Origin of the sequence: Mumia quercus, assembly GCF_025506335.1 — a bacterium.
Taxonomy (GTDB): Bacteria; Actinomycetota; Actinomycetes; order Propionibacteriales; family Nocardioidaceae; genus Mumia; species Mumia quercus.
In genome coordinates this window covers 1-14,075 of record NZ_JANZYO010000010.1, presented here as the reverse complement: position 1 = coordinate 14,075, position 14,075 = coordinate 1, and the positions used below count along the sequence as shown (strand labels likewise).

Here is a 14,075-nt window from a genome sequence, read left to right as displayed (position 1 = left end):
GACGAAGCTCAGCGACCATCCGGACCGCCCGCTCACGCAGCTCAGCCGGGTACCTCTTCGACGTACTCCCTGACATGACTCCATCCTTCCCAAGCAACAGAGTCTCCGGACACGCCGGGGTGGTTCACATCGAGGCACCGGGGCGTCGAGTGACCGAGCCGGCCCATCAGCTCGGCGAGCGTCGCCCCGGTCTGGGCGGCCAAGAACGCTCCGGTGTGGCGCAGGTCGTGCCAGCGCAGGTCCTTGAATCGCGCTGGGTTTCGTTCCTATGCCTTCCCTTGGCCAGCGTGTGCCGGCCGGGATGATTCTTGGGCAGCGCAGTACGCCGCCTCGACCTCGAGCGGGGTGCGCATGTCGAACTCCTCGTGCAGGCGCTGGTTGTTCCACCACCACACGTACTCCAAGGTGGCGAGTTCGACCTGCTCGATCGTGCGCCACGGCCCCCGACGCCGGATCAACTCGGTCTTGGAGAGCCCTTTGACCGCCTCGGCGAGGGCATTGTCGTAGCTGTCCCCCACGGTGCCGGTTGACGGCTTCGCGCCGAGTTCACCGATCCGATCGGTGTAGACGATCGAGAGGTAGTTCGACCCGTGATCGGCGTGATGGACCAGCCCAGTGAGATCGGCAGCACCCTCACGACGTGCGTCCCAGGCGGCCATGTCGAGCGCCTGCAGCGGAAGGACGTCGGCCTTCAACGTCGCCGCGACGTTCCAGCCCACGATCCGATGCGAGTAGACGTCGGTCACGAACAAGAAGGGGATCTCGGGGAATATGGACGTCCAAACGCGACCCTGTCTGACCACATCTGTCAGAACCTGAAACCGCCTCTGACCTGCGAGTTGACGCTAGTCCCGGCGTCGGGAGCGAGAGGCGCGGAGACCCGTCTCTCAACAATTCAAACCCCAGTATCGCCCACCAGCATCACCACGAAGGCTCCCGGCAAGCGCCGGGGCCTTTCGCGTTCCTCCCCTCGTGCCAGGCCAGCTATCCCGGAGGCTCGCCAGCGAGCACCTGCGTCAGGGCGTGCTCGCCGATCGCGCGCAGGACCGGCGCGTCGTCGGACGACGTGAGGAAGAGGGCCGCGAAGAGCACCGCCCACCCGTGCGCCCGCTCCCAGGTCGCCGCGTCGGCGTACCCGGCAGTGGAGACGCGGGCCCGGAACTCCACTCGACCAGGCCCGTCGAAGGTCAACCAGGCGGTCGCGAGGTCGCTCGCCGGATCGCCCGCGGTGACGTCGCCGAAGTCCAGGAGCGCCGAGAGCGAGACCCCGTCGGCACCGTCGGTCACCAGGATGTTCGCGGGGTGCAGGTCGCCGTGCAACCACAGGGCGGGGCCCCTCCAGACCGGCGCGGCGAGCGCCCGCTCCCAGCAGCGCAGCAGGCGGTCGGCCCCCGGAGGACCGAGCGCGGCGAGGCGCTCGCGGAACACCGCGTCGCGCGCGGCGAGCGGGACTCCCCGGTACGCGTTGCGGGGCGCGTCGTCGGGTGCGGGACGGTGCAGGGCGGAGACGACCTCGGCGAGCGGACGAGCGAGCGGACCACGGTCAGCCGGCGCCGTCTCGCCCACGACTCGGCCGTCGAACCACGGCACCACGCTCCACGCCCACGGGTACGCCGGGGCGCGGGTGCCGTCGCTCGGACGCCCGACCCGTACGGGCGCCGGGACCGCCACCGGCAGCCGCGGCGCGAGCACGGGCAACCACCGCTGCTCGTGCGCCACGAGCTCAGCGCCCAGCGCCCGCCGCGGCATCCGCAGGGCGAGGTCGTCGCCGAGGCGCAGCACGACGTTGTCCCACCCGTTCGCCACCAGCGTCAGCGGGAGCGCCGCGAGGTCAGGGTGCTGGTCTTCGAGAAGGCCCCGTACGAGCGGGACCGTCACGTCGACCTCGGCCGCGGGCATGGGGGGCACCCGTCGAGGCTAACGTCCGTCAGGCTCTCCGGACGACGCGTCGACGCGGAAGACCGGCCAACCGATCTCGGTCCGCCACTCCCCCGGGTCGGGGGTGTCACGCGGTCCCACCAGGTAGCGCTCATGCACGGGCCCCGACACCGCGAGCGCATTGGTGACGACCCACGAGCCGACCTCCCCGTAGGTGACGTCGATGTCGTGGTGCTCGCCGACGTGGGTCGCGACGGCCAGCTCGACGCCCGGGAGCGTCACGGCACGGACGCGACCGACGCTCGGCGGACGCTCCGTCGGTACGTAGACCAGCAGGTGGCCTCGTCCCTCCTCGAAGAGCGCGTTGTCGTACAGCCCGCCGGGCGCACCCGTCGGCTCTGGGACGACCGCGTCGAGCTCGGCCATCGCCCCTGCGTACCACGCGAGCACGTCGTCGCGGGAGACGTCGCCCTCCACCGCGGCGACGGTGATGGGAGGGACGGCCCGCAGCTCCACCTCCACCGGGGCAGGCTCGGGCTGGAGGAGCCGACGCAAGGACGTCACCGCCGCGCGGGTCCGTTCCAGCTCCGACTCGAGGCGCGTCAGGTGCTCCGCGACCAGCGTGGCGCGGGCGCCGGTGTCGGGCGTGCGCAGGATGCGACGGACGTCCGCGAGCGGGACGTCGAGCTCCCGCAGACGGTGGATGACCTGGGCGGTAGGGATCTGCTCAGGGCGGTAGTAGCGGTAGCCGGTCGCGCCGTCGATCGTGGCAGGCACCAGGAGCTCCGCCTCGTGATAGCGGCGCAGCGTGCGCACGCTCAGGTGGGAGAGGCGCGAGAACTCACCGATGGTCAGCACACCGGCCATTTTGCCGCCTCCCCCAGGGGGAGAGTCTCGCCCTTGACCCTCCGCTCGGACGAGCCCGCACGGTGGGGGCATGACGAAATCGACCGCTGTCCCTCCGACGCAGCTTCCCGCCACCATCCGCCGCTACCTCGCCGCGCACGCTGCGGGCGACGCGGACACCGCGCTCCGCGCCTTCACCGCGACGGCGACCGTCGTCGACGAAGGCAGGACCTACCGCGGCACGCAGGAGATCGACGACTTCCTGCGCCATGCCGGCAGCGCGTACACGTACACGACGGAGCTCGTCGGTGCCGCACGCGTCGACGACGTGCACTGGGTCGCGACCCAGCGGCTCGTAGGCAACTTCCCCGGCGGGATCGCCGAGCTCGCCTACCGCTTCACCATGAGCGACGACCTCATCGACGCGCTCGTCATCGCTCCCTGAGCCGCGCCACGGGGTTGTGGAACCCCGCTGGACCGGCGGCCCCGGGACACGCCATCCTGGACGGCATGAGCGACGACCCCGCGAGCGCGACCACGGGCGGGGTCACGTACGGCAAGCGCGCCGCCCACCTCCCGCCCGCCGCTTCGGGTCCCGAGTGGCCGTACCCGACCTGCGTCCGGTTCTGCGCGATCCCCCACGAGCTCGGCGCTCCCTGCCGGTCGTTCGGCGAGGACGTCTTCCTGAGCCTCAGCGGCGTCGACCCGGAGACGGGCGAGCCGATGTTCACGCTCGTCTTCCCCGATGCGCAGGGTGCTCCCGAGGTCACGCTGTCCGCCTACCAGGCGTCGGTGCTCGCCGCGGAGCTGTCGCCGGAGAGCCTGCGCTAGTCAGTGCCCGGGGTGTGAGCCGCCGGGGAGGTTCGGGGCGACACCGGCGGCACCCACCCCGTACGAGAGGCCGAGCGCGAGGAGTCCGAGGCCCACGACGACGAGCACCGCGTCCTCGCGGGCGACGCCGCGGACCCGGCGGCGTTCCAGGATGCCGAGCGCGGTCGCGAGCGCCATCACGACGAGCCCCTGACTGATCATGACCGCCGTCATCGCGACCCAGCAGGTGACCACGCAACGCCGGGCGGTGCCTGCGCCGTAGCGGAGGCAGTCGCGGTCGGCACGCCACCCGTGCGGCGCCAACGGCATCGTCCGGGCGCACTGGCGGACCAGTCGCTCCCGGCCGGGGAGTGCGTACGCGACCGCGGCGAAGGTGAACCCGAGGGCGAGCGCGGGTCGCCAGCCGAGGAGCTGCACCAGCAAGGCCGCGACGAGCATGGTCCCGACCGCGACGACCGTCCACACGGCCACGAAGCCCGCCAGGAACCCCGCAGCCGCCCGGTAGCGACGCGGCCACAGGCTCACCTGCGCGACGTGCGCGACCTGCGGCAGGACGAGCGGGACCATCATCGCCGTACTCATCGCGACCGCATGGGCGAGCGTGTGCAGCGGCGCGGCGGCGTGCGAGGACCCCAACAGGTGGGTCGGGTCGGCGAACGCCGTCGACGCGAGCACCGCCCAGTCAGCCCCGGCGAGGACCACCGCGCACCACTCCGGGTGGTACCAGTGGGTCCGCGTGACGATCCCGACGCTGCTCATGCGTAGAAGAGGCTCACGCGGCCGACGGAGATGTCCCCCTCCTCCGTACGACCCGACGGGTCGGGCAACGGGGTGAAAGACACCTGGAGCTTCTTGGGGTCCCACTGCCCGGCCGCCGACAGCGCCTTGACGATCTTCGTGATCTCGAACGTCGCGTTCATGCCGCTCCCGCTGTGGGTGGCGGTACGTCGTGACGACTCGATCAGACCGAACATGGGCACCTGGCCGACCTCCCGGTCGGGGAATTCTGTCGCACGGGCACCGGCCGGCACGTTCACGTGGACCACCACCGGACCGGCGCTCAGCCGGGAGGCGGTGATGTTCTCCAGACGCAGGTAGATCCGGGCGTTCGGCGGCACCACGCCGCCCTCGCCCACCAGCCGTGCCGCCGGTCCGCGCGGTGAGGTGACGTCGATCGGCACGGTGGACGGTCCGGAGCGGATCGGCACCGGCCCCGACGACGCCCCGACGAGCTCCGGTGGAGGCGCCTCCTCCTCGCCGAAGTCCTCCCCCTCGTCCAGCGGCTCGCCGAACGCCTCACGCGCTCCCCTTTCAGGCATGTCCGAGTAGCGGTACCCCAGCGGCGGACGTCGAGGGTCGAGCACCTGCTTGGTGGTCAGCGAGGTGGAGGCCGTTCCCGTTCCCGACCCGAACTGCCAGCTGGCCTTCAGCCAGCCCGGGTCCCGCGGGTTGCTGCGTCGTGGCTGCCGGAGCCACACCTGCCAGAGGCGGTCGATGTTCGCGTGGTGCAGCCAGAAGATGGGGTCCTGACCAGCCGTCTCGAAGCGCGACATCAGGCCGGCCGGCACCCTCCCACCGACGGCGATGTGGACCGCTCCGTGCGGGGTGGCCTCGAGGACACCCATGCCCGGTCCCCCTTCGTGGGTCCCGACCGGGGCCATCCGCCCTCCGAAGCCGGGCATGAACCTGTCGGTGAAGGTGGTCTGGTCCATCGCTGCCTTCACCGCGACGTCACGCGCGGGCATGGGGTCTCCGCGCTTGATCGCGTCGCTGCGCAGGCTCACCGCCAGCGGGTTCGCCACGTTGTCGGGCGTACGGGGGGCGAGGAAGGCCGGCGGAAGCTTCGCGACGTCGGGTCGGCTGGCATCGCTGTAGTTCCAGAACGGCAGTGCCCACCCCGGCGGGCCGCCGAGCCGGACGATCTCCTCGCGCACGATGCCCTCGAAGTGGTGCAGGTAGATCCGGTGCCACGGGAGAAAGTGCCAGCTCTCGTGCTCGCACGCGTTCCACTTCGCATCCGTCGGCCAGGCTGACTTGTCGATGTCGGTGCCGTGCGTCTCAGCGAGATAACGCCAGGAGCGGGGGTCGGCAAAGTTGCCCGTGTCACGTGCCTGGAGCGCGGCGACGGCGCGTGCGTACCAGAGGATCGTCGGGTGCCACACGTTGGTGGCGCTCAGCGTCCAGACGTCCTCGCGGACGCGTACGGTCGGGACGCGCGTAGGCGTCGGAGTCGGCGTCGGTGTCGGGGTCGGGGTGGGCGTCGGCGTCGGTGGCGTGGCCGCCAGCTTCTCCAGCTCTGGCCAGGTCTTCGGCCCGATCACGCCGTCGCGCACGAGCCCGCGGCAGGCTTGGAACATCTTCGTCGCCAGCTCGGTCCCCTGCCCGAACCGGCAGTCGACGACGAGCGGGTCCTGGCCGAGCGCCTTCAGCTGGGGCTGAAGGGAGGCGATGTACTGACGCGTGGCCTGGCTCGTGTCCGAGCACGCGGGCGTGCCCGCGCGCCAGGAGGCGAGGAACCGGTTCAGCAGGTCCTGCGCATAGCCGACCGCGGGGTTGCGCGCCCGCGTCGCCGACGTGCTGCGGTGCAGCAGCGGCCGTGGGCCGACAGGCGCTGCCGGCGGGCCCTCACCCGGGGCGCACCGGTGCGGGCCCCACGTCTCCCCCTCGGCGGCTGGCGTCTCGGTCCACCCGGACTCGCTCCACTCCGTCTCCGTCCACTCGCCCGCCGTCGACGTCTGTCCCGCGAACGGGCTCTCGTCGAACCATTCCCGTGTCGCGGGATCGGCCTCGGTGGTCTGCCACGGTGCCTCGTCCTCGTGCATGGTGCACCCCCGTCATCGCTTCGGGAGCGGCGCGGGCGCCGTGACGACCTGCACCGGCACCGGTCGCGCCTTGATGTTGCGCCCGGACGCAGCCGCCCACTCGGTGATGACCCGGCGGACCTCCGTGCCCAGAGGCACGGCACCGGGGGGAAGCGGCGGAAGCGCCGGCGGGACCGTGCTCTGGTAGAGCAGCCACGCCCGACCGCTGTCGGTGACCCAGCCGGCCTCCAGCGCGCGCATGAGCAGGGACAGCTCCTGCGCCATCGCGAAGAACGAGTTCGCGCGCGAGTGCGGCGGCAGGCCGACACGCTCGCCGATCACGCGAAGCCGGTCGGCCGCGCTCGTCGCCTGCGCCCGCAGGTCGACGACCACGGGGGTGTTCGACCCCAGCGTGAGCTCGACCCAGCCCATCGCCGTCGTCGCGGCGAGCTCTTCACGGCTGAGCAGCGCGTTCTGGCGGCGTGAGCGCAGCATGAACCCGAGCTGCTCGGCGAGCCGGTAGATGCGGTCGTCGTCAGTCGTGTTGCCCGCGACCAGGTTGCGCACGTTCTCGATCGCCCGCCACAGCTCGAACAGCAGCTCCTCGAGGAGCGCGACGAACGTACGGTTGGACGCCTCGGCCTTCTCGTACGGGAACGGGGTGTTGCCGTCCGTGCCGTGGGCGAGGTCCATCCCGAACATCCGGTAGTACGCGTTGCGCCGCACCGCCTCCGCGTCCGGGCGCACGTTGCTCGTCGACAGCCACGCGGGCACCGGGTTGTGCGCGTTGAACAGCAGGGTCTCGGTGGTGTCGAGCCAACGCTGGGTGGCGACCGACGGGATGCCGAGACCCTCACCGCCACGGAACGCCCGTACGACGCGGGCGAGGATCTGGGCGGCCCGGGTGTTCTCGATCGCGTACGCGTAGATCAGGTGGTCCCAGGCGGGCTGGGCCGGCATCGGGACCGCACTGAACGCGCCTTCGTTGAAGAGCGCCACGCGTGCGGGCCCCGCGGGAGGCGGGTTGGGCGCCCACGGGTTCGCGGCGTCGAGCACCTGCTCCATCCGCCAGACGAGGTCGAGCGGGTCCGCCGTGATGACCTGGCCTTCGGCGACCGGACCGCCGCCGAGCTGCTGTACGAGCTGCGTGATCATGCCACCTGCTCCTCGTCGTACTCGCCGTACACCACGTCGACGACCGGTTGGGCCTGACCGATGAACAGCACCGGCTGCTCGAAGTCCGTCGACAGCTGCTGGAAGTTGGAGTCACGGTCCCCGCCGAGCGCTCCGCGGATCAGGGCGACCGCTTCGGCGACCCCCGGCTCGAGCTCGAGCGCGGTGGACGGCGGGACGAGGCTGCGCAGGGGGCCCATCACCTCCGCGATCTCCGCCATGCCGATCGCCAGGCCGTCCAGCCCCGCGATCCCCCCGAGGGTCGTCCACACCTTCGCGAGCTCGCCGGCCGTGCTCTGCTGCAACGTCTCCATGGCGTCGAGGAGAGCCTCCGTACGCTCCTCGATCGCCTCGACCGACGACGCCAGCGTCTTCATCGTCGGGTTCCCGGTCGCCTTCTTCGCCACGTCCCTCACCTCCGTCGGCCGCTCACGCGGCCACGCTCTCTTGGCCGGTCATCCAGGTCCGGGCACGCCCGACCCACTCGCTCGCCCGCTCGGGGCTCTCCGCCTCGCGCAGCCCGGCGAGCGCGATCAGGCGGATGCCGTCGGTCCGCCGCCAGTGCGGGGACCGCCACAGCGACGGACCCGCAGCGCGCTCGAGCTCCGCGAGCGCACCGGGCGAGACCCGTCCCGGGTCGACGAGGGCTCGGATCGACCGGCCTCGGAACCCCGGCACCGGTGTCTCCAGACAGGTAGCGGCGAGGGCCGCCATCCGACGGTGCGAGCGCACCAGGAGCGGCGCGGTCGTCGCCTCGGCACGGCTCGGCGGGTACGTCGTGAGGACGGCGCGCTCGAGGCGGTCCCACGGGCCCTGTCCGTACGCGTGCCGACACATCGCGCAGCCCAGCAGCGTCCGCAGCCATCCGATCGGGTGCGGGTCGCCGAGGGGCCACCGGAAGAACGTCCGCTCGTCGGCGACCACGTCGTGCAGCGCCGCGACGGACGCGTAGCCGGTCAGCACGAACGCGTACACGTCGGCGGCGATCTCGCTGCTCCACGGCTGCCACATCGCCCGCAGCGCGGGGTCGTCGGCGAGCGTCTCGCCGAGCGCGCTCGCCAGGGTGTCGTTCCAGCCGGAAAGGTGTGCGACCTGGTGGCCCGTCTCGTGGAAGAGCGACGTCGGACGGTAGAGGTTGTGGCGGACGATCTTGACCGCGGCGACCGGGTTGACCGTGCCGGGGGCCCACAGCCGGATCCCGACGCGCAGGATGCTGGCGCCGAGGCCCTCCCCCAGGTACGTGAGGACCGGCGGCACCGGGAGCCCGAGCGGGCGGAGCACCTGCTCGATGCTCTGGTAGGCGACGGAGTCCAGGAACTGCAGCGCGGTGCGCAGATGGCTGCTCGTCCGCGTGTTGACGGCCTGCCCGAAGAAGTCGAGCGTGGTCTCCACCTGGACGTAGCGGCGTCGGAACTGCTGCACCGCCGCCTGCGCGTCCGCCAGACCGGCCGGGTCGAGACGGCTCGCGCGTACCGCCGCCGCGGTCCTACGCCCGGCCTCCAGCAGCTGCTCGACCGTACGGGCGAGCTCCCTGCGTACCGGGACGCCGATCGCCTGCTCCACGGACTCCCAGGCATGCCGCGAGGCGAACTCCTCGGCGTCGACGAAGCACTGCGCGGCGCCCAGCCAGTGGCCGAGCTGACGCTCCAGCTCCTCGGCGATCAGCCGGTGCTCGTTCACGGCTTCGCCCTCCCCGGCGTGACGGTGACGATGACGGCCGCCGGGGCGTCGGCCACTCCAGGCGTGGAGGGCGGCGCGGGCGCGACCGCCGGTACGACCGGCGGCGCAGGAGCGTCGTCGCCCTCGACCTCGCCTGCGGTCGGCGGGACCCCTCGGACGTGCACCTGGACGGTGACGCCGCTGGCGGGGTCCTGCGCCGCTCGGACGAACTCCTGGCCCCGGGTGCGGGCCCACTCGGCGAGCGCCCTGGCGATGCGCCCTCGGACGCGACGGCCGGGTCCCCGGCCGAAGCGCCGCCCACCGAGGCGTCCGCGACGGTGGCCGCGTCGGCCGGCCCCGCGGCGTCGGCGCACCGCCGGTCCTCCGGTCGCCGCGAACGCGGCGCGCAGCAGGGCGCGCAGCAGCGTCGTGCTCCCGCGTCCGGCGGTCACCGAGGCCGCGAGTCGCTGCGCGTCGGCCTCGGAGAAGTAGAGCGACAGGCGAAGCTCTCCACGTGCGTCGTCGGTGCGTACCCTCTCGTCGCTCGGACGGGTGGCCTCGCTCGACGCCCCGGTCGCGCCTGCCGCGGCCGGCGCCTCCACCTGGCCGACCGGCTCGAGGTGGAAGAAGCGCTGGCCCACCGAGATGCGGTGACGGGAGACGAGGAAGCGAGACGGGACGTCGACACCCAGCCTGGGCTCGCGCAGCAGGAGCCCGGCGGCCTGGACGGTGAGCACGTGCAGCTGCTGGTGCGCGCCGCGGGGGAACGCCGCGCCCCCGATTCGCTCCTTGCGCGCCAGGCGCGGGAGGGTTGTCCCCGGCCCCGCCTCGAACAGGTGGACGCGGAACCTGCCGGGGAGGCTGATCCCGCTCGCCCGGAGCGCGGCGTCCAGCTTCACGCCGTCGAAGGTCGTGATCGACGCGGCCACGGCGGCCGTGAGCTCGATCTCGGGGACGCGGGAGAACTTCTTGTACGCGTACGGCCGGCGCGCGTGCCGCACGACGAACGACCCGCCGAGCGAGGGCGCGATCTGGAGGTCGGGCCGTACGAGGGCGGCCGGGAAGTTCGCCGCCACCGCCTGCTCGAACGCCTCGGCGAGGCCCACCTGCAGCAGGTCCTCGTCCTCGAAGAACTCCGCCGGCTGCTCCGACAGCCGACGCACGGTGTCCTCGACCGTGGCCGCCAGCGTCGCCGGTGCGGCCTCCTGCTCGAGCTCGCCTGGACGCCCCTGCTCCAGCCCGATGATGCGCAGCCCGACATCGACGATGGCCGACGACAGCGGACCCGACAGCTGCGGTCCGACCCACTGGCCGATGAGCTTGGCGAGAAAGCCTGACAGGAACCCGACGACACGTGGCCGCCCGACGAGGCGTACGCCGAGCCGCAGCGCGGGCAGGATCGCAGGAAGGAACTGGTCGATAGCCGGGGTGAGGTCCTCACCCTCGGACGCGGCCTGCAGGCGGTCGATGAACGCGCTGCGGGCCTCCGCCAGGGCCTCGAGCTCGTTCGACGCGGGCGGCGGCGCGCCGCCTTCGGTGTCGTGCCCGAAGCTCTCGCCCTGTTCGAGGGACTCTCCCCCGAGCACCGACTCGGCCAGCGCCGCGTCTAAGGCCTCGGCGAGCGTCTCGGGGTCGGCGGCGGTCACCGGCGTGGGGGCGAAAGACTCGCTGAGGAACTCCTCCTCGCCTTCGGTCTCCACCAGCTCCTCGGTCTCGGCCTCCCCGAGCCCGAAGCGCCGCGCCAGCGCGCGGGCGGGCTCGTGCAGCGCAGCCGGGAGCTTGTTGATCGCGATCGCCAGGACCCGCTGCAGCAGCGGACGGACGAGCGCCTTGAGCTTGTTGAGGATCGGACCGAGGATCGGCAGCGCCGCCTTGGCGATCTTGCCAGCCGTGCTCACAACCGTCTTGACGACGTTCTTCGCCTTCTTGATCAGGCCGCCGATGAACTCCTCGCCGGCGGGCGTGACTCCGAGCCCGCCGACCTCGAAACGGTCGAGCACCTCGTCGAGCTGGTCGGGCGCGAGTCCCTCCAGGTCGAGGTTCTGGACGTGGTCGGCGAAACGCTGGACGCACCGTTCGGCCTCGGTCCCGATCGGCGCGAGGTGGGCGTCGGCGAGCTGCTGGCGCTGCTCGGCGAGCTGCATCGGCTGCTCCCCGACGAGCCGGGTGTCGGCCGCCTCGGCGGTCTCGGCGATGAGCTCGGCCAACGCCTCGTCGAACTGCTCGTCGCGGAGGCTCTCGAACGCCTCGGCGATCATCTCGCCGGCCTCGCCCTCGGTCTCCCCCTCGGCGAACGACTCCGCGAACGGGGTGATCACCTCCGTCCAGGGAAGGAACCCGAGCGTGGCGGGAGCCGACTCCGTCGTGGGCGTGCTCTCGGCGAACGGTGTCTCGACCTCGAACGCCGCTGCGGTCTCGTCGATCACGGTCATCGTGCCCTCCTCGAGCCCGTGGTAGCCGATCTCCGTCCAGCGTGAGGGGCGCCCGTACCCGCCGCGTACGCCGTGGTCGTCCCCTCACGTCCCCTTTCCGTCCGGGCCCCGTAGCCGCCCGCGTACCCTGCCCCGTCCCGCTCATGACTCCACCGGGAAATCGTCGGCGGCAGCGGCCGGTCGAGGTCCTATGCTCGGGAGGTCGAAGACTTGTCGCGCAGACTGCTTGCGGGCGTCTCCGCCGTCGCGCGTCCCCCCAGGCGCCTCGTCCGGACGTGCCGTGGGCACAGGAGCACACGGGTGGGCAGCTCGAACGGAACGCGTCGCGTGGGTGTCCTCGGCGGGCTGGGGACGCGGCCTGCCGAGCGGCTCTCCGGCGCCGGTCGCCGCCTCTTGGCGTACCTCGCGGTGAAGGGTCCGCGGACGAACCGGCTCCTCACCGGCACCGACCTGTGGCCGGACGTCTCCGAGGCGCGCGCCCGCGCGAACCTGCGTCGCGCGCTGTGGCAGCTCCCTCGCCGATGGGTGCGACCCGACGGCCTCGACCTGCAGCTCGACGCGTCGGTCGACCTGGTGGACGCCCGCCGGGTCGCGGACCGCGCGCTGGCCTCAGCTCCCGTCGACCCCGACGGTGTGGAGCTGCTCAAGCACGACCTGCTCCCCGGTTGGTACGAAGCCTGGGTCCTCGACGAGCAGGACCAGTTCCACCTGCGGCGGATCCAGGCGCTCGAGGCGGTCTGCCGCACGGCGACCGAGGCCGGCGCGTACCCGCTGGCCACCGGCGCCGGCCTGGCCGCCGTGTGCGCGGAGCCGCTGCGCGAGTCGGCCGTGAGAGCCCTCGTGGAGGCGCTCGTCCGGGAAGGCAACCGTGTCGAAGCGGCCCGCCGGTTTCGCGCGTACGCCGTGCGGCTGCGCCAGGAGATCGGCGCCTCTCCGGGCGACGACCTGGTGGGGCTCGTGAGGCCCTTCCTGCGCCGGCACGCCTGACCGCTCGCCGAACTCGAGACCCGGGGTGAGACTGAGGTGATGGACCGACTTCCTGCCGCGGCTGCCGTCACTGCGCTGGCCTGCACCGCGCTGCTCGTCCCGGAGAGCGTCGTCGCCGCCGAGCCGGCGAGCGCCCCGACCAGCTCGAGCGCACGGGCCGCCCCGATGCGGGTCTCGACCGTCCTCACCGGACTCGACCACCCGTGGGACATCGCCTTCATCTCGTCGTCCCAGTTCCTGTTCACCCAGCGGGACCGCAAGACGATCTCGCTCGGCACCCTCAGCGGCGGCACCCGGGTGGTAGGGACCGCGGCAGGGATCTGGGCGAGCGGCGAGACCGGGCTGATGTCGCTGGAGCCGGCGCCGAACTTCGCACGCACCGGTGTGTTCTACACCTGCCACGGCTACCGCTCGGGCGCCACGAAGGACGTCCGGGTCGCCCGCTGGCGCCTCAACGCCGCCCGTACGAAGGCGCGGCTCGTCAAGACGATCGTCCGAGGGCTGCCCGCGACGACCGGGCGGCACGGCGGGTGCGCGCTGGCGTTCGGGGCCGGCGGCGCGCTCTACATCGGCACCGGCGACGCCGTGGTCGGACGCAACCCTCAACGGCTGCGCTCGGGCGGCGGGAAGGTGCTGCGCGTCGATCCCCGGACGGGCCGAGGCCTCAAGCGCAACCCCTTCGCCGGCTCGCGGTATGCGATGAAGCGGCGGGTCTTCACCTACGGCCACCGCAACGTCCAGGGTCTCGCGCGACGCGGCAACCGCATGTGGTCGGTCGAGCAGGGCTCGTACCGCGACGACGAGGTCAACGTGCTGCGCCGCAAGGGCAACTACGGCTGGAACCCGGTGCCCGGGTACAACGAGGCCGTCCCCATGACGGACCACCGCTTGCCGGGCAAGCAGCGCGGCGCCCGGTGGCGCTCGGGCTCGACGACGATCGCCACGACCGGTGCGGCGTGGTTGCGTGGCCGGGTCTGGGGCAACCGCTCGGGCCGCGTGCTCGCGGTGACGGCGCTCAAGGGTCAGCAGATCCGGCTGCTGCGCTTCGACCGGCGCAACCGCCTGCGTGGGCAGAGCGTCGCGCTGCAGGGCCAGTACGGACGCCTGCGGGCCGTCACCGTCGGCCCCGGCGGCGCGCTGTACGTGTCGACGTCCAACGGCGGCGGACGCGACCGCATCCTGCGCGTCCTCCCCCGCTGACCCGGTCGTGGCTGGTCGAGTAGCCCGAGCCCCTGGGCGAGGGCGTATCGAGACCACCGGACGACTGGCTGGTCGAGTAGCCCGAGCCCCTAGGCGAGGGCGTATCGAGACCACCGGGTCTCGATACGGGACTCCGCTAGCTGTGATGTCCAGGCAGGTTGGTCGAGGAACTGTGACGACACTGTCTGATGTCGTAGATGGGTGAAGGCCTCCCGGTGTGGAGTGGAGCTGTCTAAGGAACCGCTCCCCACCAAGGAGGCCTTCGTGT

The 14,075-nt window shown here is 72.3% G+C and carries 13 protein-coding genes; 4 read left to right on the top strand and 9 right to left on the bottom strand.

What is annotated here, in order from left to right; all coding sequences use genetic code 11:
* Window positions 1-266: 266 nt before the first annotated feature.
* The 3 genes from NYZ95_RS19765 to NYZ95_RS19755 form a co-directional block, all read right to left on the bottom strand.
* Complete coding sequence (locus NYZ95_RS19765; protein WP_262853063.1) at window positions 267-746, bottom strand: integrase core domain-containing protein; 480 nt, start codon at window positions 744-746, stop codon at window positions 267-269.
* Between the two features lie 238 nt (window positions 747-984).
* Window positions 985-1,899, bottom strand: a complete 915-nt coding sequence (locus NYZ95_RS19760) for an aminoglycoside phosphotransferase family protein (RefSeq protein ID WP_262853064.1) — start codon at window positions 1,897-1,899, stop codon at window positions 985-987.
* Between the two features lie 18 nt (window positions 1,900-1,917).
* Window positions 1,918-2,745 carry a MerR family transcriptional regulator gene (locus NYZ95_RS19755; RefSeq protein ID WP_262853062.1) on the bottom strand — a complete coding sequence of 276 codons (828 nt, stop codon included), beginning with the start codon at window positions 2,743-2,745 and terminating at the stop codon, window positions 1,918-1,920.
* Window positions 2,746-2,815: 70 nt separating this feature from the next.
* On the opposite strand from NYZ95_RS19755, the gene NYZ95_RS19750 reads away from it, so the two are divergent.
* Both NYZ95_RS19750 and NYZ95_RS19745 read left to right on the top strand, forming a co-directional pair.
* The gene (locus tag NYZ95_RS19750) at window positions 2,816-3,169 is read left to right on the top strand and encodes a nuclear transport factor 2-like protein (protein WP_262853061.1); all 354 of its coding nucleotides are present in this window, start codon (window positions 2,816-2,818) and stop codon (window positions 3,167-3,169) included.
* Between the two features lie 65 nt (window positions 3,170-3,234).
* Window positions 3,235-3,555 carry a hypothetical protein gene (locus NYZ95_RS19745; protein WP_262853060.1) on the top strand — a complete coding sequence of 107 codons (321 nt, stop codon included), beginning with the start codon at window positions 3,235-3,237 and terminating at the stop codon, window positions 3,553-3,555.
* On the opposite strand, the gene NYZ95_RS19740 is transcribed toward NYZ95_RS19745, so the two are convergent.
* The 6 genes from NYZ95_RS19740 to NYZ95_RS19715 are packed head-to-tail and all read right to left on the bottom strand — an operon-like array spanning window position 3,556 to window position 11,620.
* Window positions 3,556-4,314, bottom strand: a complete 759-nt coding sequence (locus tag NYZ95_RS19740; RefSeq protein WP_262853059.1) for a copper chaperone — start codon at window positions 4,312-4,314, stop codon at window positions 3,556-3,558.
* Window positions 4,311-6,377, bottom strand: coding sequence for a tyrosinase family protein (locus NYZ95_RS19735; protein WP_262853058.1), 2,067 nt, complete (start codon window positions 6,375-6,377; stop codon window positions 4,311-4,313). Before NYZ95_RS19735 ends, NYZ95_RS19740 begins: the two co-directional genes overlap by 4 nt.
* Before the next feature lie 12 nt (window positions 6,378-6,389).
* Window positions 6,390-7,511 (bottom strand): hypothetical protein, encoded by a 1,122-nt coding sequence (locus NYZ95_RS19730; protein ID WP_262853057.1) that lies wholly within the window; start codon window positions 7,509-7,511, stop codon window positions 6,390-6,392.
* Window positions 7,508-7,936 carry a hypothetical protein gene (locus NYZ95_RS19725; RefSeq protein ID WP_262853056.1) on the bottom strand — a complete coding sequence of 143 codons (429 nt, stop codon included), beginning with the start codon at window positions 7,934-7,936 and terminating at the stop codon, window positions 7,508-7,510. Before NYZ95_RS19725 ends, NYZ95_RS19730 begins: the two co-directional genes overlap by 4 nt.
* A gap of 22 nt (window positions 7,937-7,958) precedes the next feature.
* On the bottom strand, window positions 7,959-9,209 hold the full coding sequence (locus NYZ95_RS19720) for a hypothetical protein (RefSeq protein WP_262853055.1): 1,251 nt from the start codon (window positions 9,207-9,209) through the stop codon (window positions 7,959-7,961).
* Window positions 9,206-11,620: a hypothetical protein gene (locus NYZ95_RS19715; RefSeq protein ID WP_262853054.1), complete on the bottom strand. Its 2,415-nt coding sequence runs from the start codon at window positions 11,618-11,620 to the stop codon at window positions 9,206-9,208. Before NYZ95_RS19715 ends, NYZ95_RS19720 begins: the two co-directional genes overlap by 4 nt.
* Window positions 11,621-11,920: 300 nt before the next feature.
* Between NYZ95_RS19715 and NYZ95_RS19710 the strand changes: the two genes are divergently transcribed.
* Both NYZ95_RS19710 and NYZ95_RS19705 read left to right on the top strand, forming a co-directional pair.
* On the top strand, window positions 11,921-12,607 hold the full coding sequence (locus tag NYZ95_RS19710; protein ID WP_262853053.1) for an AfsR/SARP family transcriptional regulator: 687 nt from the start codon (window positions 11,921-11,923) through the stop codon (window positions 12,605-12,607).
* 39 nt (window positions 12,608-12,646) lie between these two features.
* A complete protein-coding gene (locus NYZ95_RS19705) occupies window positions 12,647-13,807 on the top strand; it encodes a PQQ-dependent sugar dehydrogenase (RefSeq protein WP_262853052.1) in 1,161 nt (386 codons plus the stop codon).
* Window positions 13,808-14,075 lie beyond the last annotated feature (268 nt).